This is a genomic window from Geodermatophilus telluris, assembly GCF_900102745.1.
Lineage (GTDB): Bacteria > Actinomycetota > Actinomycetes > Mycobacteriales > Geodermatophilaceae > Geodermatophilus > Geodermatophilus telluris.
On record NZ_FMZF01000001.1, the window covers coordinates 959401 to 978038 of the forward strand.

The following is an 18638-nucleotide window of genomic DNA, read 5'->3' on the forward strand; positions in this document are numbered from 1 at the left end:
CGGGGTGGGTGAACGCCTCGGCCGGTCCGCCCCGAGGGGCGGGCCGGCCGAGGGTGGGACGGGCGGAGCCGGGGTTGTGCCGGACGTTACAGCCCGGCTGCGGCGGTGACCGCCCGGCGGGTGAGCACCTGCACGAGGTGCTCGCGGTAGTCGGCCTGGGCGTTGAGGTCGCTGCTCGGGCTGGTGCCCTCCGCCGCCGACCGCGCCGCCGAGGCGACCGCGTCGGGCGCCGCGGCGGCCCCGGACAGGGCCGCCTCGGTCGCCGAAGCGCGCAGCGGGGTCGGGCCCATGTTGGTCAGCCCGATGCGCGCCTCGGCGATGTGCCCGTTCTCCCGCCGGACCGCGGCCGCGACGGCGACGATGGACCAGGCCTGCGCCACGCGGTTGAACTTCTCGTAGCGCACCCCCCAGTCCCCGGCCAGCTTCGGCACCCGGATCTCGACGAGGACCTCGCCCTCCTCGAGCGCGGTGGTGAGGTAGTCGACGAAGAACTCCGACGCCGGCACCGTCCGCCGCCCGCCGGGTCCGGCGACCACCAGCTCCGCGTCCAGGGCCAGCGCCACCGCAGGCAGGTCGCCGGCCGGGTCGGCGTGCGCCAGCGCGCCGCCGAAGGTGCCCCGGCGGCGGGTCTGCCGGTCGGCCACCGTCTCGGTCGCCTCGGCGACGAGCTTCGCGTGCTGGGCGATCAGCGGGTCGGTGATGACCTCGGCGTGCGTCGTCATCGCGCCGATGACCAGCGCGTCCCCCTCGTCGCGGACGCCGCGCATCTCGGCGACCCGGCCCAGGTCGACGATCGTCTCCGGCGCGGCCAGCCGCAGCCGCATGACCGGGATCAGCGACTGGCCACCGGCCATGATCTTGACGTCCTCGCCGCCCTCGGCGACCGCCTGGACGGCCTCCTCGACCGTCGTCGGCCGGACGTACTCGAACGGGGCGGGGATCATGGCTTCACTCCAGAGTCGTTACGGCGGATCACCGGTCACCTCCGAGAGCGGACTGCGGGGTGGAGACACCGGCGGTGGTCTCGGTCTGGGCGCCGCCGTAGGCGTTGGACCCGGCCGTGGCCCGGTCCCCGCCGTCGCCGCCCTGGTGGATCGCCCGCCAGACGCGCTCGGGGGTCAGCGGCATGCGGATGTCGGACACGCCCAGGTGCCGGACGGCGTCGAGCGCGGCGTTGACCACCGCCGGCGTGCTGGCGATGCAGCCGGCCTCGCCCACGCCCTTGGCGCCGATCGGGTTGCCGGGGGCCACGTGCACGGTGTTGCCCGTGTCGAAGTGCGGCAGGTCGGCGGCCGAGGGCACCAGGTAGTCGACGAAGGTGCCGGTGGTCAGGTTGCCGTCGGCGTCGTAGACGGCCTCCTCGTAGAGCGCCTGCGCGATGCCCTGCGCCAGGCCGCCGTGGACCTGCCCCTCGACGATGAGCGGGTTGACGATCGTGCCGACGTCGTCGACGCAGGCGTACTTGCGGATCTTGACGAACCCGGTGTCGGTGTCGACCTCCATGGCGCACACGTGCGTGCCGTGGGGGAAGGAGAAGTTCACCGGGTCGAAGGTCGCGTCCGCGTCGATCGAGGGCTCGACGTCCTCCGGGTAGTCGTGCGCCGCGAAGACCGCGAGCGCGATCTCCTGGATGCCCAGCCCGGAGCCCGGGGTCCCGCGGACGGAGAACTTGCCGCCGGTGAACTCCAGGTCGTCCTCGCTGGCCTCGAGCAGGTGCGCGGCGACCTTGCGGGCCTTGGCGATCACCTTGTCCGCGGCCTTGAGGACGGCGGTGCCGCCCACGACCAGCGAGCGCGAGCCGTAGGTGTCCATGCCCTTGGGCGCGACGGCGGTGTCGCCGTGCAGCACCTCGACGTCCTCGAAGGGGACACCGAGCTGGTCGGCGACCAGCTGGCTCCACGCCGTCTCGTGGCCCTGTCCGTGCGGCGTCGAGCCGGTGACCACCTCGACCTTGCCGGTGGGCAGCATCCGGATGGACGCCGACTCCCAGCCGCCCGCGCCGTAGGACAGCGAGCCCAGCACCCGGGAGGGGGCCAGGCCGCACATCTCGGTGAAGGTGGAGAAGCCGATGCCCAGCTGCACCGGGTCGTTCGACTCGCGGCGGCGACGCTGCTCCTCGCGCAGCTCCGGGTAGCCGAGCAGGTCGAGCGCCTGCTGGGTGGCCGCGTCGTAGTCGCCGCTGTCGTACTCCAGGCCGGCCACCGTGGTGAACGGGAACTCCTGCGACTGGATCCAGTTCTTGCGGCGCAGCTCGAGCGGGTCCATGCCGAGCTCGACGGCGAGCTCGTCCATGATCCGCTCGACGGCGAAGGTCGCCTCGGGCCGGCCGGCGCCGCGGTAGGCGTCGGTGGGCACCTTGTTGGTGAACACGCCGTCGCACTCGAAGCGGTAGGCCGGGAACTTGTAGATGCCCGGGAACATGAACGCGCCCAGCGCCGGGACACCCGGGGTGATCAGCCGCAGGTAGGCGCCCATGTCGGCGAGCAGCCGCACGCGCAGGCCCTTGACGTTGCCCTCGCGGTCGGCGGCGACGTCGATGAACTGCACCTGGTCGCGGCCGTGGTGGGCGGTCATCAGCGACTCGCTGCGGGTCTCGGTCCACTTGACCGGCTTGCCGAGGCGGCGCGCGACCAGCAGCGCGAGGATCTCCTCGGGGTTGACCTGCAGCTTGCCGCCGAAGCCGCCGCCGACGTCGGGGGCGATCACGCGGAGCTTGTGCTCGGGGATGCCGGTGACCATCGCCAGCATCACGCGCAGGATGTGGGGGATCTGGGTGGCCGACCACATCGTGTAGTTGTCGCCCTGCGGCTGGACGACGACGGAGCGCGGCTCCATGAACGCCGGGATCAGCCGCTGGTTGACGAACCGCCGGCTGACCACGACGTCGGCGTCGGCGAACGCCTGCTCGGTGTCGCCGCCGGTGCCGGCCTCACCGGCGTCGAAGACGAAGTGGTAGCTGGTGTTGGTGCCGAGGTCGTCGTGGACGAGGTCGGCACCGTCGCGGACCGCCTCCTCCATGTCGAGCACCGGCGGGAGCAGGTCGTAGTCGACGTCGACGAGCTCGACGGCGTCGGCGGCCGCGGTGCGGGAACGGGCGACGATGACCGCCACCGCCTCGCCCACGTGGTTGACCCGGTCGACGGCGATCGAGGGGTGGCCGGGGTTCTTCATGTCCGGCGTCACCGGCCAGGCGCAGGGGATCGAGCCCTGCTCGTCGGCGAGGTCGCGGCCGGTGAGGACGGTGACGACGCCCGGGGACTCCTTGGCCGCGGACACGTCGATGGCGGTGATGCGGGCGTGGGCGACCGGGCTGCGCACGACCGACAGGTGCAGCATGCCGGGCAGCACCATGTTGTCCGTCCAGGTGGTGCGCCCGGTGATCAGGCGGGCGTCCTCCTTGCGCTTGCGGGCCTTGCCGACCTCCTTGTCCGGGCCCTGCACCTGGGTGGTGGCGGCGTCCTCGGTGACCGTCATGCCTGCGCTCCCGTCGTCTCCGGGGTGGCGGCCGAGCCGGACAGCTCACCGGCTGCCTGCTGCACCGCGCGGACGATGTTCTGATAGCCGGTGCACCGGCAGAGGTTGCCCTCGATGCCCTCGCGGACCTCGGTGTCGCTGGGGTCCGGGTTCTCCTTGAGCAGGTCGATCGAGGCCATGATCATCCCGGGCGTGCAGTAGCCGCACTGGAGACCGTGCATCTCGTGGAAGGCCTTCTGCACCGGGTGCAGGGTGCCGTCCGGTGCCGCGATGCCCTCGATGGTGGTGACCTCGGCGCCGTCGGCCTGCACGGCCAGGACGGTGCAGGACTTCACGGCCTGCCCGTCGAGGTGGACGGTGCAGGCGCCGCAGTTGCTGGTGTCGCAGCCGACGACCGTGCCGACCTTGCCCAGCGCCTCGCGCAGGTGGTGGACCAGCAGCGTCCGGGGTTCGACCTCGTCCGTGTAGGTCACGCCGTCGACCTGCATGCTCACCCGTGTCATGGATCCTCCGCTGTCGTTGCAGGGGGCGAACGCGCCCGGTCAACGGGCGCCCTGCGCGGAGTCTGTCAACGGCGGAGTGACTTAGGCCACGCTTACCTGATCGACGGGGTGGCGCGGTCCCGCAGTCGCGGAGCGAGCGACCTCTCGCTGCCGCAGCCGCGGACGTCCCCGCCGCGTGTCGGGCGCAGCGCGGACGTTGCAGCGGTGTTGCAGCCGGCCGGTCAGGCCGCGGCGCGCAGCTCCCGCCGGCGCAGCCGCGCCGAGGCCGCCAGGGCGACCAGGCCGGCGGCCGCGAGCGCGGCGCCGACCAGGCTCGGCGCGGTGTAGCCGTGGCCGGCCGCGATCACCACCCCGCCCAGCCACGCACCGAGCGCGTTGGCCGCGTTGAGCGCCGAGTGGTTGAGCGCGGCGCCGAGCATCTGCGCCTCGCCGGCGACCTCCATGAGCCGCAGCTGCAGGCAGACGACCAGCGTGGAGGCGCTCATCGCCAGCAGGAGGACCACCCCGAAGAGGGTGGGCCCGGTGGCCGCGGCCGGGCCCACGACCAGCAGCAGCGCCAGGACGGTGACCATCGCGCCCACCAGCGAGCGGAACAGCGCCAGGTCGGCCAGCCGGCCGCCCAGCGCGGTGCCGAGGAACCCGCCGACGCCGAAGGCCAGCAGCACCCACGGGACGGCCCCGCGGGCGAGTCCGGTGACGTCGGTGGTGATCGGGGCGATGTAGCTGTAGACGGCGAACATGCCGCCGAACCCGACGGTGGCCACGACCAGCGTCAGCAGCACCTGCGGCCGGCGCAGCGCGCCCAGCTCGGTGCGGATGCCGGCGTCGCCGCGCTGGGGCGTCGCCGGGACGACGGCGAGCACGGCGGCGACGGTCAGCGCGGCCAGCACCACCACGGCCCAGTACGCCGACCGCCAGCCCAGCGTCTGCCCCAGCCAGGTGGCCGCGGGGACCCCGGCGAGGGTGGCCGCGGCCAGGCCGAGCATGACCGTGCTGACCGCCCGCCCGCGCAGCGCCGGCGGCACGAGCGCGGCGGCGACCAGCGAGGCGACACCGAAGTAGGCGCCGTGCGGCAGGCCGCTGACGAACCGCGCCAGCAGCAGCGTCGTCGACCCGGGTGCCAGCGCGCTGAGCACGTTGCCGGCGAGGAACGCCGCCATCAGGCCGACCAGCAGGCCGCGGCGCGGCAGTCGCGACCCCAGCGCGGCGATGACCGGGGCGCCGACGACGACGCCGAGCGCGTAGGCGGAGATGACGTGGCCCGCGGTGGGGATGTCGACGCCGACGCCGGTGGCGATGTCGGGCAGCAGCCCCATCGTGACGAACTCGGTGGTGCCGATCGCGAAACCGCCCAGGGCCAGCGCGACGAGGGCCACCGCCACGCGCGGGGAGCCCAGCGAGGTCGGCGCGGGGGCGGGCGGGGCGGCGGCGGACCCGGTGGCGGAGGCGGTCACGTTGCCGTGCCAAGGCCTCCGGCGCGGGTCGCATTCCCCGGCCGGCGTGTCGGGCCGCCCGCCGTGCCGGGTCAGCCGCGCGGTCCCCGGCGCAGCGCGAGCAGGTGAGCGGCGACCGCGGGCCGGCGCGGCGACCCCGCGGGCAGCACCTCGAGCAGCGCCTGCCAGGCGGCGGCGTCGTCCCTGGCCTCGGGCAGCGCCGTCCAGCGCAGCAGCAGCTCCGGCCGGCGGCTCGCCAGCACCGCGGCGCGCAGCGCGACGGCGGTGCGCCAGCGGGCCGCCGCGACGCCGGGCGCGCCGGACCGCGGCAGCACCGGGCCGGGGTAGCGGTCCAGGGCGGCGGTGACCGCGCCCCGGTCGAGCAGCCGGCGCAGCGCGCCGACGTCGGTGTCCAGCGGGCCGAGCAGCCGGTAGGGCCGCGACCCGACCAGCTCGGGGCCGACGAGGCGGCGCAGCCGGGACAGCTCCGCGCGCACGGTGACCGCGGCGCCGCCGCCGTGGCACTCCGCGGCCAGCCGCTCGGCGCTGCGGCCCTCCCCCGTCACGGCGGCCTCGGCGAGCAGCAGGAGCAGCTCGGAGTGCCGCAGCGACAGCTCGACCGCCCCCTCGGCGCGGGTCAGCCGCGCCCGGTCCCGGCCGAGCACCTCCAGCAGCGGGGCGGTCTCGCGCGCCGGTGCCGCCGCCGTGCGGGTGGGCCGCTCGTCGCGCTGCTCCTCGCGGTGCAGCCAGCGCAGCTCGGACTCGACCGCGGCGACGGTGGCGCGCACCAGGGTGAGCACGTGCGGGCTGGCCACGTGGTCGCCGCCGGTGACGTCGATGGCGCCGAGCAGGACCCCGGTGACCGGGTGGTGCACCGGCGCGGCCGAGCAGCTCCACGGCTGGACCGGGCGGCGGTAGTGCTCGCTGCCGAAGAACTGCACGGGGTGGTCGAGGGCCAGCGCCGTCCCGGGGGCGTTGGTGCCGGCGACGTCCTCCGACCAGCGGGCGCCGGGCACGAAGTTCATGTTCTCGGCCAGCCGGCGCAGCCGGGAGTCGCCCTCCACCCACAGCATCCGGCCGTCGGCGTCGGTGACCGCGACGATCATCCGGTCGGCCTCGGCGTCCTCGACCAGCAGGCGCCGGATCACCGGCAGCACCGGCGCCAGCGGGTGGCCGGCGCGGTAGGCGGCGAGGGCGTCGTCGAGCAGGTCCACCGGCGGGCCCTGGCCGTCGGGGTCCACGCCGCTGCCGAGGCTGCGCACCCAGGAGTCGCGGACGACCGGGCGCACCGCCGGTCGCGGCGGCGGGGCGCCGCGGGTCACGAACGTCTCGTGCGCGGCGCGCAGCTGTCGGGTGAGCCCGGGCGTGGGCCGGCCCTCGGGCAGCGCGAGCCACGGGCTGACGCCGGTCACGAGGAGGTCCGGGGGCTGGGACTCATGGCCGCCCCATGGTGACGCGGATCGCACGCCCGCGCCAGGGTGCGATCCCGCAGGTCAGCCCTCCGGGAGGGGCCGGTCGACGATCAGGTCACCTGATCGTCGCGCGTCCCACCCGACGTCCCACGGTCGGGTGGGACGCGCTCCGGTCAGGTGGGACGCCGCCCGGCCCGGGTCCCCCGTCGTCGCGGCGGGGCGATGTCGGGTGGCGCGGCGGGCAGCAGGGCCCGGGCGTCACGGGCCCGCAGCGCCCCGGCCCACAGCCCGGCGCCGTAGGCGAGGTCCTCCAGCCGGCGGGCGGCGGCGAAGCGCAGCAGGCCCACCCGGTCGCGGTGCGGCAGCCACGCGAGGACGGCGTCGGCGGCGGCCAGCACGGCCAGCCGGCGGCGGGCCCGGCGGGAGGCCAGCGCCGCGGCGGCCGCCAGCGGCCAGTGGTGCCGGGTGACGGCGCGGGCCAGCGTGCGGGCGCCGGCCGCGCCGCCGCGCACGACCAGGGCCGCGGCCAGCCCGTACGGCGCCGGGCGGCCGGGACCGGCGAGCCGGCGGGCCAGCCGGACGGTGGAGGCGGCCAGGGCGCCCGCGGCCAGCACCCGCCCGGGTCGCCCGCCGGCCACCGCGGGCACCAGCGCGGCCGCCGTCCACGGGGAGACCACCACGGGCGCGACCAGGCTGCCGTGCCGGGCGGCCAGGGGCGCCGCGCCGGTGCCGTAGACGGCGCGGCGGCGCAGCCAGGCCCCGGTCGTGCTCGGGTGGTCGTGGGCCACCCGGGCGGCCGGCTCGTAGCGCACCCGCCAGCCCGCGGCGGCCAGCCGCCAGACCAGGTCGACGTCCTCGGCCACCCGCATGCCGGCGTCGAACCCCTCCCCCAGCGCGGCACGGCGGGCCAGCAGGGCGGCGCTCGGCACGTAGGACAGGCCGCTCAGCGGCGCGACCGGCCCCGGCACGGGCCCCATGTCCAGGGCGCTGACCGCCGTCTCGTAGGGCGTCACCCAGCCCGGTGCGGTCGACGGCAGGGCGGTCACGCGCGGCGCGACCAGCGCCAGCCGCGGGTCGGCCATCTGCGGCAGCAGCGCGGCCAGCCACCCGGGTCCGGGCACGCAGTCGGAGTCGAGGAAGGCCACCAGGTCCGTCGTCGCGGCGCGCAGGCCGGTGTTGCGCGCCGCCGCGGGCCCGCGCGACCGCTCGTGGCGGAGCACCTCGGCCCCGGCGGCCGCGGCGGCGAGCGCGCCGGGGTCGGCCGAGCCGTCGTCGACCACGAGCACCCGCACGCCGGCGGTGTCCGGGTCGGCGCGCAGCGCGGCCAGCAGCCGCGCGACGCCGCCGGCCCGGTCGCGCACCGGGACGACGACGGTGACGTCGGCGGGGCCGGGCGCCGGGCCGGCGGGCTCGGGGACGGCCACCCCCGCGTCGAGCAGCCGGGCGGCGAGCGCGGCGGTGACCGCGTCGGTGACGGGGAGCCGGTCGCCGGCGAGCAGGGCGCGGGCGCGCGCGCTGAGGCGCAGCAGCCGCAGCGGCGAGCCGCCGAGCAGCACCGCGCCGTCCTCCCGCCGCCGCGTGCCGGGTGCCAGCCGGACGGCGTACCCGTCGGGCAGCCGGGCGTCCGGGGGCGGCGGGACCCCGGTCACCCGGCGAGGACCTCGGCGGTCGTCGTCAGCTCGACCAGCGGCGCGTAGAGGCCCATGAGGTGCAGCGCCCGGCGGTGGTCGTCGTCGCTGGAGCCCGCGCAGGCGTCGGTGACCACCCGCACCGGGACGCCGGCGTCGGCGGCCGGCAGCACGGTGGACACCACGCAGCAGTCGGTGGCCACCCCGGCGACGGTGAGCGGGCCGCCGGCGACGACCCCGGCCAGCTCCGGGCCCCACTTGCCGAACGTCGGTGCGTCGAGCACGGGGGCGCCGCCGGGGTCCTCGACCAGCCGGTACAGCGGCGCGTCGGGCGGCTGCAGCGCGAACGGGTACTGCGCGTAGTAGTCCACCCAGGCGCCCTCGGGCTCGGCCGGCGCGACGAAGCGGGTGAACACCACCCGCCCGTCGAAGGCGGCCACCAGGTCGCGGACCCGTGGGCGGACCTCCTCGAAGCGGGGCGCCGTCCAGGGGGAGTCGGGGTCGCCGAAGACGTGCTGCAGGTCCACGACCACCAGCCAGCCGGGGGGAGTGCTCACGGGCGGAGGCTAACCGGGCGCCCCCAGGCCGGAGAGGAAGGTCAGGCTAACCTCACCTGGACCCGACGCGAGGAGAACCGCCATGCCGTTCCACCCCCTCACCCGGCGCGCCGCCCTGGGCGTGGCCGCCCTGACCACCGCCGGGGCGCTGGCCGCGTGCGGCTCCGGTGGCGACGCGTCCGGGGACGCGTCGGCGTCCTCGGCCGGGGGCGGGGACGGGACGTTCCCGGTCACCGTGAGCACCGCCTTCGGCGAGGTGGAGATCCCCGAGGAGCCGCTGCGCGTGGTGGCGCTCGGCTGGTCGGACGCCGAGACCGCCCTGGCGCTCGGGGTGCAGCCGGTGGGCGCCAGCGACTGGCTCGGCTTCGGCGGCGAGGGCGTGGGCCCGTGGGCCGAGGGCCGCTACGACGAGGCACCCGAGGTCATCGAGACGCTCGAGCCCAGCCTGGAGGCCGTCGCCGCGCTCGAACCCGACCTCATCCTCGACACCCGCTCCGACGGCACCCGGGAGCGCTACGAGCAGCTGCAGCAGATCGCCCCGACCGTGGGCATCCCCGAGGGCGCCGAGCAGTACCGGACGACGTGGCAGCAGCAGCTGGAGCTCGTGGGCGAGGCGCTGGGCCGCACCGACGAGGCCGAGCAGCTGCGCGCCGGCCTCGAGCAGCGCTTCGCCGACGCCGCCGCGGCGAACCCGGCCTTCGCCGGCACCGAGGTCGCCGTCGGCGCCTACACCTCCGAGGGCTTCGGCGCCTACGTGCGCGGCGACACCCGGGTGGACTTCCTGGAGGCGCTGGGCTTCACGAACAAGCCGGCGGTCCAGGAGCTCGCGGGCGAGAGCTTCTTCGTCCCGGTCTCCGACGAGCAGGTGGCGCTGCTCGACGCGCCGCTGACCGTCGTCTTCCCGATCTTCGTCGACCCGGCGCAGGTCACCGGCAACCCGCTGTGGCAGACGCTGGGCTCGGTGCAGGCCGGCAACGCCCTCGTGCTCGACGACGAGACGCTGGTCAACGCCTTCTCCAGCGGCTCGGTGCTCGGTACGGGGTACGCCCTCGACAACGCCGTCCCGCTGCTGGCGCAGACCCTCGCGGACTGAGCGCCCTCAGCGCACCACCGGAGGCCGTCCCGGCACCGCCGGGGCGGCCTCCTGCGCCCGCACCGCCGGCCGCCGCAGCGCGAGGGCGCCCAGCAGCCCGACGGCGAAGGCGGCCAGCACGCCGAGGTTGGCGAAGGCCCACGCGCCCTCCCGGCCGCCCAGGCCCAGCGGGCCGAGCAGGTAGCCCTGCCAGTCCAGCCAGCCGGCCAGGCCGTTGGTGACCAGCCCCCAGCCGAGCACGGTGCCCAGCGCCAGGAGCAGCAGCGGCACCGCCGGGACGGCGCCGTAGCGACCGCGGGGGTCGTAGAGGTCGGCCTCGGCGTAGTCGCGGCGGCGCAGCGCGAGATCGCCCAGGAAGACGCCGCACCAGGCCGCGACCGGGACGCCCAGGGTGATGAGGAAGCCCTGGAACTGCACGAAGAAGCCCCCGGTGGCGAGGAAGACGACCCACACCGCGCCGAGCACCATGAGCGTGCCGTCGATGCCGGCCGCGACCGGGCGGGGCACCCGGACGCCGGCGGCCAGCAGCGACAGGCCCGACGAGTAGATGTCCAGCAGCGCCCCGCCGACCAGGCCGAGCACCGCGACGACGACGAAGGGCACGAGGAACCAGGTCGGCAGGATCGAGCCCAGCGCACCGATCGGGTCGGCGCCGATCGCGGCCGACAGCTCCGGGTCCGAGGCGGCCAGCAGCAGCCCGGTGCCCAGCAGCACGACCGGGGCGAGTGCGCCGCCGGCCGTCGTCCACCCGACGACGCCGCCGGTGGAGGCGGTGCGCGGCAGGTAGCGCGAGTAGTCGGCCGCGGCGTTGACCCAGCCGAAGCCGTAGCCGGTCATCGCCAGCACCAGCGCGCCGACCACGGCCGCCGTCGTCCCGCCCGGGGTGGCGGTGACCGCCGACCAGTCGACCTCCCCGGCGACGAGCACCACGTAGACGACGGTGAGCACGCCGCTGACCACGGTGATCCACCGCTGCATGCGCATGATCGCGTCGAAGCCGAGGACGCCGCCGGCGACCACGAGGCCCGCGACGACGAGCAGCGCCACCACCTGCGTCGCCGTCCCGCCGCTCCAGCCGAGCTGGCCGAACACCGTGGCCGTGGCCAGGGTGGCGAGGCTGACGAGCACCGTCTCCCAGCCCACGGTGAGCACCCACGACAACACGGCGGGGACCCGGTTGCCGTGCACGCCGAAGGCGGCGCGGCTGAGCACCAGGGTGGGCGCCGAGCCGCGCTTGCCGGCGATCGCCACCAGCCCGCAGAGCAGGAACGAGACGACGATGCCGACGACGCCGGCCACCAGGGCCTGGCCGGCCGAGATGCCGAAGCCCAGCAGGAAGGAGCCGTAGGCCAGGCCCAGCACGCTCACGTTCGCGCCGAACCACGGCCAGAACAGCTGCCGCGGGGCACCCCGGCGCTCCTCCTCGGCGATGACGTTGATGCCGTTGGTCTCGACGGCGACCCGGCCGGCCGGTGCCGCGTTCGCGGGGACCTGGTCGGCGACCGGCTGGTGGGCCACGGTGGACTCCTCTGCTCCGACGGCGGTGGCCGTCATCCTGCTGCAGGAGGCACTGTGCCCGACCACCCGCGCGCCCTGGTCCCCACCGGCCACGTCGAGCCCGTGCCGCGGCGCGTGCGGGCGGTGCTGGGCGGCGTCGTCGTCCTCGACACCCTCCGCGCGCGGTACGTGTGGGAGTGGCCGCCCTACCCGCAGTACGTCGTCCCGGTCGACGACGTGGCACCCGGCGTGCTCGCCGACGAGGGGGAGACGGCGGAGACGCCGGTCGGCACCGCGGCGCGCCACGGGCTGCGCGCCGGCGGCCGGGAGCGGCCCGGCGCGGCGCTGGTGCACACCGGCGACCGGGTGCCCGAGCTGGCCGGCCACGTCCGCCTGGACTGGGCCGCCCTCGACGCCTGGTTCGAGGAGGACGAGGAGGTCTTCGTCCACCCGCGCAACCCCTACTCCCGCGTCGACGCGATCCGTTCGTCGCGGCGGGTGCGGGTCGAGCGCGACGGCGTGGTGCTGGCGGAGTCGGCGTCGCCGGTGCTGGTCTTCGAGACCGGGCTGCCCACCCGCTCCTACCTGCCGCGCACCGACGTCCGCTGGGAGCACCTCGCACCCAGCACCACGGTCACCCAGTGCCCGTACAAGGGCCGGACCAGCGGCTACTGGTCATTGCTGGGGGTCGACGACGTCGCGTGGTCCTACGACTTCCCGACCCGCGAGCTGACCCCGATCGCCGGCCTGGTCGCCTTCTACGACGAGGAGGTGGACGTCGTCGTCGACGGCGTCCGCCAGGAGCGGCCGCGCACGCACATGCGCTGACTCTCAGCGCAGCCGCCCGTCCGCGCCGACGTCCCAGCGCCCGACGGCCGCCGTCAGCCGGGCGGCGATGCCCGTGAGCAGGCGCGCGCCCTCCTCCGCCGAGGCGCCGGCCGGGTCGCCGAGCACGCCGGTCGGGCTGACCCCGCGCACGCCCTCGGCGCGCAGCCGGGGCAGCAGCTCGGCGATCGGCGCGGTCTCCCCCGCGACGGACCGGTCGGTCCGCACCACACCTGGTTCCACGTGCAACAGCAGCGACGTCTCGGTGCGCCCGGCGTGCGCGTCACCGCCGGCGACGCCGCAGGGGAACCAGGCGGCGTCGCGGCCCTCGGCGCGCAGCAGCGGGACGGCGGAGCGCAGCGCGTCGAGGTTGCCGCCGTGGCCGTTGACGACGAGCAGCCGACCCGCCCAGCGGCAGGCCGAGCGGCCGTACTCGACGAGCAGGGTGGTCAGCGCCGCGGTGCCGAGGGAGACCGTGCCGGGGAACCCCTCGTGCTCGCCGCTCGCGCCGTAGGGGACGGCCGGTGCGACGACGGCGTCCAGCCCCGCTCGCCGGACCACCGCCTCGGCGACGGTGGTGTCGGTGGCCAGCGGCAGGTGGTGGCCGTGCTGCTCGACCGAGCCCAGCGGGACGACCAGCAGCGGGCGGTCGGGCAGCTCCGGCCAGACGGCACCGGCCAGGTCGGGCACCGGTGGGCCTAGGCGGCGGCGGGCACGTCGTCGGCCACGTCGTCGGGCAGCTCCCACGGCCGGACGACGACGACCAGGACGGCGATCGCGGTGACCAGCGCGCCGACCACGACCGTGCCCATGGCGACCGCGTCGTTGCCGAGCAGGCCGACCAGCGGCGCGACGACCGCGCCGACGCCGAACTGGACCGCGCCGAGCAGCGCCGCGGCGGTGCCGGCCGCCTCGCCGTGCCGGGACAGCGCCAGCGCGGGGGCGTTGGGCAGTGCCAGGCCGGAGCTGAACAGCACCGCCCACAGCGGGAGCGCCACCGCCCACAGGCCACCGGTGCCGGTGGCGGCGAGGCCGAGCAGCACCGCGCCGGCCAGCGCGCCGCCGATCGTGCCGGCCACCAGCACCTGGGCCGGGGAGAACCGGCGCAGCACGACCGGGTTGAGCTGGGTGGCGGCGATCAGCCAGACGGCGCCGGCGCCGAAGAGCAGGCCGAACTGCTGCTCGTCGAGGCCGAACTGGTCCTGGAAGACGAACGAGGAGCCCGACACGTAGCTGAACAGCCCGGCCATGGTCAGGCCCGCGACCAGCACGAGGCCGACGTAGGTGCGGTCGCGCAGCAGCGCCCGGTAGCCGCGCAGGGTACCGGCCGGCCCGGCGCTGCGCCGCCGCTCCGGCGGCAGGGTCTCGCGGACGGCCAGTGCCCCGACGGCGAGCAGCAGCAGCCCGTACACCGCGAGCAGCAGGAACACCCCGCGCCAGGAGGTGATCCGCAGGACCTCCCCGCCGACCGTGGGCGCCAGCACCGGGGCGGCGCCGAGCACGAGGAACAGCCGCGACAGCATGGTCGCCGCGGCACGGCCGGAGAACAGGTCGCGCACCACCGCGAGGGCGATGACCGCGCCGGCCGCCGTCCCCACGCCCTGCAGGAAGCGCAGCAGGCCGAGGACGGTGATCGACGGGGCGACGAGCACCAGCAGCGAGGCGACGACGTGCAGCGCGGTGCCGGCCAGCAGCGGCCCCTTGCGGCCCAGCGCGTCCGACAGCGGGCCGAGCACGAGCTGGCCGAGCGCCAGGCCGACCAGGGTGCCGGTGAGGGTGAGCTGCACCGTCGCCGAGCTGGTCTGCAGGTCGTCGGCGATCGTGGGCAGGGCGGGCAGGTACATGTCGACGGTGAGCGGGCCGAGCGCCACGAACGCGCCGAGGGTGAGTGCGGTGCGCGCCGTCCCCGGCCGGTCGGTGCGGGCGGGCGCGACGGCCGGCCGGTCCTGGGTGGTGGTCACGACGTTGCGCAAGGCAACCGGCTGCCCGGGCATTCCGGGACCGACCGTGTCATCCGCCTCAGGCGGGGAAGGGCACCTGCATGACGACGGAATCGACGCGCAGGGTCGCCGAGCTCATCCAGGGCCAGAAGTTCGGCTTCCTCACCACCACCACGCCCGAGGGCAAGCTCACCAGCCGGCCGATGTCGCTGCAGGAGGTCGAGTTCGACGGCGACCTGTGGTTCTTCGCCGAGCGGTCCGCGCCCTGGCTGACCCACATCGCCGCCTCGCCGCAGGTCAACGTGGGCATCGGGTCGGGCGGGGAGTGGATCTCGCTGACCGGGCACGCCCTCGTCGTCGACGACGTCGCGAAGAAGAAGGAGCTGTGGAACGCCGGCGTCGAGGCGTGGCTGCCGCAGGGCCCGGAGGACCCGTCGGTGGTCCTGGTCAAGGTCGACGGCGACTCGGCGGAGTACTGGGACAGCCCGGGCAACCGGCTGGCCACCGCGCTGAGCTTCGCCAAGGCCAAGGTGACCGGCCAGCAGCCCGACACCGGCGACCACGAGAAGGTCCACCTCGACTGACCGCGGGGCCGACGCCCGGGTGCGGCGGCCGCCGGCCGCCGCACCCGCCGTCCGCTACTTGACCACCGACCCGGCGTCGACCGGCAGCTGGACGCCGGTGACGAAGCGGGCGTCGTCGCTGACCAGCCACAGGACCGCGTTGCTGATGTCGCCCGCCTCGACCCACGGCACCGGCATGGCGTTGAGCCCCTGGAACAGCGGGGCGACGTCGTCCTGGGTGACCTCGTCCTCGGGCTTGTCCGGGACGAAGTTCCCGTAGGTCTTGCGGTTGTGGATCATGTCGGTGCTGACCGCCGTCGGGTGCACGGAGTTGACCCGGATCATGTCCGGCGCGAACTCGTTGGCGAAGGTCTTCACCAGCCCGACGACGCCGTGCTTGGCCGCGACGTAGTGCGCGAGGTTGCCCAGGCCCTTGATGCCGGCGGTGGAGCTGGTGAGCACGATCGCGCCGCCCTGGCCGTGCGCGCGGATGTGCGGGACGGCCGCCCGCACCGTCTTGAAGACGCCGGTGAGGTTGATGTCGATCATCTCGTCCCACATCTCGTCGGTGAGGTCCTCCACCGGCGCGAAGCTGGCGATGCCGGCGTTGGCCAGCACGATGTCCAGGCGGCCGAGCTCGGCCACCCCCTCGTCGACGGCCGCGCGCAGGGCGGCGGTGTCGCGGACGTCGGCGACCCGGGTGACGATCCGCCGGTCGAGCGCCTCGACCTGGCGGGCGGTCTCGGCCAGGTCGTCCTCGGTGGCCATCGGGTAGCCCACGGTCGGGACGTCGGCACACCGGTCGACGGCGATGACGTCGGCGCCCTCCTGCGCCAGCCGAAGGGCGTGGCTGCGGCCCTGGCCGCGCGCCGCGCCGGTGATGAGAGCGACCTTGCCGTCGAGCTTGCCCATCCGGACTCCCCTGGTCTGCGCTGACGTGGGACGACGTGTCGTCACCTCCAAACTATGCGGATGGTGCGCAGGGAGCAATGGCCGGGGTGGCCGGACATCCCAGCGGACTGCCAGCCGCCGTCCCGCTGCCGGTCAGGGACGGCGACGACCCTCGGGGGCGCCCCCGTCCGGGCGCTCCGCGACCGCGGGGCGCCCGGGGAGGGGGTCCAGCCACCCCGGAGGTGTCCCGTGCTCACCCTCGCCGTCGTCGTCGCCCTGTTGCTGACCATGACGCTGGCCGACCTCGCGCCCGGCCTGCTGCCCGAGGGGTCGGGTGCGGTGGTGGCCCCGACCCGCTGAGGCGCCTCAGCCGAGCCGGAGGCCCGCCAGCGGCGACTCGTCGCAGGTCTTGGCCGGGATCGACGGCATGCCCAGCAGCGTGGGCTGGCCGCGGACGGGGCCGGTGTGCGAGTGGTCGAGGTGGCTGCGCGGCGTGACCAGGTCGAGGTCGCGCGCGGCCAGGGCGGACTCGCCGTACCCCTGCACGCACTCGGGGTCGGGACCGTCCAGCGGCAGGCCGGTGAAGAACTTGGCCGCCATGCAGCCGCCGCGGCAGGCGTCGAAGTGCGCGCACTTCGTGCACGCGCCGCCGGTCTGCGGGCTGCGCAGCTCCTGGAAGAGGTCCGACTGCTGCCAGACCCGCTGGAAGCCGCCCTCGCCGCGCACGTTGCCGGCGAGGAACTGCTCGTGGATGGCGAACGGGCAGGCGTAGACGTCGCCGACCGGGTCGATGAGGCAGACCACCCGCCCGGCGCCGCAGAGGTTGAGGCCCGGCAGCGCCTCGCCGTAGGCCGACAGGTGGAAGAACGAGTCGCCGGTGAGCACCCGGTCGCCGTTGGCCAGCAGCCAGGCGTAGAGCTCGCGCTGCTGGGCCTGGGTGGGGTGCAGCTGGTCCCACACGTCGGCGCCGCGGCCCGACGGGCGCAGCCGGGTGATCCGCAGCTGCGCGCCGTAGCGGTCGGTCAGCGCCCGGAACTCGTCGAGCTGGGAGACGTTCTCCCGCGTCACGACGACGGAGACCTTGAAGTCCTTCATCCCCGCCTCGGCGAGGTTCTCCAGCGCCTGCGTCGCGGTCGCGAACGAGCCGGTGCCGCGGACCCGGTCGTTGACCTCGGCGGTGGCGCCGTCGAGGGAGATCTGCACGTCGACGTAGTCGGTGGCCGCGAGCTGCCGTGCCCGCGCCCGGTCCAGCTTGACGCCGTTGGTGGAGAACTTCACGCCGACGTCGTGGCCGATGGCGTAGTCGAGCAGGTGCCAGAAGTCCGGCCGCACCGTGGGCTCGCCGCCGCCGACGTTGACGTAGAAGACCTGCATGCGCTGCAGCTCGTCGATGACGCCCTCGGCCTCCGCGGTGGAGAGCTCCCGCGGGTCCCGCCGTCCCGAGGAGGACAGGCAGTGCACGCACGCCAGGTTGCAGGCGTAGGTGAGCTCCCAGGTCAGGCAGATCGGGGCGTCGAGGCCGTACTCGAACTGGTCGACCAGCCGGCCGCCGGTCGGACGCTGGGGGACGACGGCGGTCACAGGGACTCCCGGGGTTCGATCATGTTCGAGCGGGCGAGGTCGGCGAGCGCGCGGAGGTAGGCGGGCCGCTGGGCCTCGGGGACGCCGCACGCGACGAGGGTCGCGTCGGCGCTCGGGTGGTCGGCCAGCGTCTCCACGACGGTGACCAGCGTCTTCGACTTGAGGAACGACAGCTTCCGGTTGCCGAAGTGGTAGACGAGCGCCCCGAAGGGCTCCGGCCGCAGCGCGACCGACCGGGCGCGCCGCCAGGGCAGCGCCGGGTCGAACACGGCGGCGGCCGGAGCGGAGGTCACCGCGGCGACCGTCAGTAGACGCCGCACATGCCGTCGATGGAGACCTCCTCGACGAGGGACTCCTCGACCAGCACCTCCTCGGTCGCGGCGATCGGGGTCTCGGCCTGCGTCTCGGTCTGGGTCGTCTCGGGCATGCGGACCTCCGGGTTCCGGGGGACGGGGATGGCGAGGACGTTAGAGACACCGGGTGCCACCGGCAAGCGCGCCCGTGTCCCCGGTCACGGTCCCCCGTCCGGTCGGTCGGGGCACCCCTCCCCGACCGGGTGGGACAGGATGGGGACGTGAGCACGCCGCTGCGCCGAGCCGTCGCCGTCGTCCCCCGGCCCGGCCCGGCCACCCCGCGCGCCGTCGGCGGCGTCCGGGCGGCGACCCGCGCCCGCATCGAGCAGGCGGCGCTGGAGCTGTTCACCGCGGCGGGCTTCGAGCAGGTGACGATCGAGGAGATCGCGGCGGCCGCGCACACCAGCCGGCGCACCTTCTTCCGGCACGTCGGCGGCAAGGCCGACGCCGTCTGGGGCGACTTCGCCGGGCACGTCGACCGGCTGGCGCGGCTGCTCGGGGCGGCCGGCGACGACGTGCCGGTGCTGCCCGCCGTCTTCGGCGCCTACGTCGAGGTCAACGACTACGCCGACGCCGACCTGCCGCTGCTGCGCCAGCGGATGCGGCTGATCCTCACCGAGCCGGCGCTGCTGGCGCACTCGCAGGTGCGCTACGCCGACATCGACCGGGTGGTGGCCGACTACGTGGCCCGCCGCTGCGGCCAGGACCCGGCGGCGCTGCTGCCGCGGATGGTGGCCACGGCGACCCGCGCGGCGGCCACCACCGCGTTCGAGGTGTGGCTCGCCGACGGGTCGGCCTCCCTCGCCGACACGCTGCGCGCCGCGTTCGACCAGCTCGCCGGCGGGTTCCCGCAGCTGCGCGCCCGGGCCTGACGCCACCCGCTCGCGG

At 75.7% G+C, this 18638-nt stretch carries 18 protein-coding genes; 4 read left to right on the plus strand and 14 right to left on the minus strand.

What is annotated here, in order from left to right; genetic code table 11:
* Positions 1-86 precede the first annotated feature (86 nt).
* From BLQ97_RS04680 to BLQ97_RS04710, 7 genes are all read right to left on the minus strand, one after another.
* Positions 87-944 carry an FAD binding domain-containing protein gene (locus BLQ97_RS04680; RefSeq protein ID WP_091363554.1) on the minus strand — a complete coding sequence of 286 codons (858 nt, stop codon included), beginning with the start codon at positions 942-944 and terminating at the stop codon, positions 87-89.
* 28 nt (positions 945-972) lie between these two features.
* Positions 973-3474, minus strand: coding sequence for a xanthine dehydrogenase family protein molybdopterin-binding subunit (locus BLQ97_RS04685; protein ID WP_091363556.1), 2502 nt, complete (start codon positions 3472-3474; stop codon positions 973-975).
* Positions 3471-3977, minus strand: coding sequence for a (2Fe-2S)-binding protein (locus BLQ97_RS04690; RefSeq protein ID WP_091363558.1), 507 nt, complete (start codon positions 3975-3977; stop codon positions 3471-3473). Before BLQ97_RS04690 ends, BLQ97_RS04685 begins: the two co-directional genes overlap by 4 nt.
* 221 nt (positions 3978-4198) lie before the next feature.
* Positions 4199-5431 carry an MFS transporter gene (locus tag BLQ97_RS04695; RefSeq protein WP_217637035.1) on the minus strand — a complete coding sequence of 411 codons (1233 nt, stop codon included), beginning with the start codon at positions 5429-5431 and terminating at the stop codon, positions 4199-4201.
* Between the two features lie 71 nt (positions 5432-5502).
* Positions 5503-6822 carry a sigma-54-dependent transcriptional regulator family protein gene (locus tag BLQ97_RS04700; protein ID WP_091363560.1) on the minus strand — a complete coding sequence of 440 codons (1320 nt, stop codon included), beginning with the start codon at positions 6820-6822 and terminating at the stop codon, positions 5503-5505.
* Positions 6823-6995: 173 nt separating this feature from the next.
* Entirely contained in the window at positions 6996-8471 is a 1476-nt protein-coding gene (gene mftF / locus BLQ97_RS04705; RefSeq protein ID WP_091363562.1) for a mycofactocin biosynthesis glycosyltransferase MftF, read from the minus strand.
* Positions 8468-9007 carry a cysteine hydrolase family protein gene (locus BLQ97_RS04710; protein WP_091363564.1) on the minus strand — a complete coding sequence of 180 codons (540 nt, stop codon included), beginning with the start codon at positions 9005-9007 and terminating at the stop codon, positions 8468-8470. Before BLQ97_RS04710 ends, mftF begins: the two co-directional genes overlap by 4 nt.
* A gap of 82 nt (positions 9008-9089) precedes the next feature.
* Here BLQ97_RS04710 and BLQ97_RS04715 point away from each other — a divergent pair, with 82 nt between their 5' ends.
* Complete coding sequence (locus BLQ97_RS04715) at positions 9090-10100, plus strand: iron-siderophore ABC transporter substrate-binding protein (RefSeq protein ID WP_091363565.1); 1011 nt, start codon at positions 9090-9092, stop codon at positions 10098-10100.
* A gap of 6 nt (positions 10101-10106) precedes the next feature.
* Here the strand turns inward: BLQ97_RS04715 and BLQ97_RS04720 are convergent, their stop codons facing one another.
* Entirely contained in the window at positions 10107-11618 is a 1512-nt protein-coding gene (locus tag BLQ97_RS04720; RefSeq protein WP_245691803.1) for a purine-cytosine permease family protein, read from the minus strand.
* Positions 11619-11672: 54 nt separating this feature from the next.
* Here BLQ97_RS04720 and BLQ97_RS04725 point away from each other — a divergent pair, with 54 nt between their 5' ends.
* Complete coding sequence (locus tag BLQ97_RS04725) at positions 11673-12425, plus strand: DUF427 domain-containing protein (protein ID WP_091363569.1); 753 nt, start codon at positions 11673-11675, stop codon at positions 12423-12425.
* A gap of 3 nt (positions 12426-12428) precedes the next feature.
* Here BLQ97_RS04725 and mftE read toward each other — a convergent pair whose 3' ends face one another.
* Both mftE and BLQ97_RS04735 read right to left on the minus strand, forming a co-directional pair.
* Positions 12429-13112 (minus strand): mycofactocin biosynthesis peptidyl-dipeptidase MftE, encoded by a 684-nt coding sequence (mftE, locus tag BLQ97_RS04730; protein WP_091363572.1) that lies wholly within the window; start codon positions 13110-13112, stop codon positions 12429-12431.
* Between the two features lie 8 nt (positions 13113-13120).
* Positions 13121-14383 (minus strand): multidrug effflux MFS transporter, encoded by a 1263-nt coding sequence (locus BLQ97_RS04735; RefSeq protein ID WP_245691805.1) that lies wholly within the window; start codon positions 14381-14383, stop codon positions 13121-13123.
* An 80-nt stretch (positions 14384-14463) separates the two neighbouring features.
* Between BLQ97_RS04735 and BLQ97_RS04740 the strand changes: the two genes are divergently transcribed.
* Positions 14464-14946 (plus strand): pyridoxamine 5'-phosphate oxidase family protein, encoded by a 483-nt coding sequence (locus BLQ97_RS04740; RefSeq protein ID WP_091363576.1) that lies wholly within the window; start codon positions 14464-14466, stop codon positions 14944-14946.
* A gap of 54 nt (positions 14947-15000) precedes the next feature.
* Here the strand turns inward: BLQ97_RS04740 and BLQ97_RS04745 are convergent, their stop codons facing one another.
* From BLQ97_RS04745 to mftA, 4 genes are all read right to left on the minus strand, one after another.
* The gene (locus tag BLQ97_RS04745) at positions 15001-15837 is read right to left on the minus strand and encodes a mycofactocin-coupled SDR family oxidoreductase (RefSeq protein ID WP_091363579.1); all 837 of its coding nucleotides are present in this window, start codon (positions 15835-15837) and stop codon (positions 15001-15003) included.
* A 345-nt stretch (positions 15838-16182) separates the two neighbouring features.
* Positions 16183-17397 (minus strand): mycofactocin radical SAM maturase, encoded by a 1215-nt coding sequence (mftC, locus tag BLQ97_RS04750; RefSeq protein WP_091363582.1) that lies wholly within the window; start codon positions 17395-17397, stop codon positions 16183-16185.
* On the minus strand, positions 17394-17690 hold the full coding sequence (gene mftB, locus BLQ97_RS04755; protein WP_217637036.1) for a mycofactocin biosynthesis chaperone MftB: 297 nt from the start codon (positions 17688-17690) through the stop codon (positions 17394-17396). The genes mftC and mftB overlap by 4 nt, the downstream gene beginning before the upstream one ends.
* A gap of 11 nt (positions 17691-17701) precedes the next feature.
* Complete coding sequence (mftA, locus tag BLQ97_RS04760) at positions 17702-17824, minus strand: mycofactocin precursor MftA (protein ID WP_091363586.1); 123 nt, start codon at positions 17822-17824, stop codon at positions 17702-17704.
* 147 nt (positions 17825-17971) lie between these two features.
* Here mftA and mftR point away from each other — a divergent pair, with 147 nt between their 5' ends.
* Entirely contained in the window at positions 17972-18622 is a 651-nt protein-coding gene (gene mftR, locus BLQ97_RS04765) for a mycofactocin system transcriptional regulator (RefSeq protein ID WP_245691807.1), read from the plus strand.
* The last annotated feature ends 16 nt before the right edge of the window (positions 18623-18638 follow it).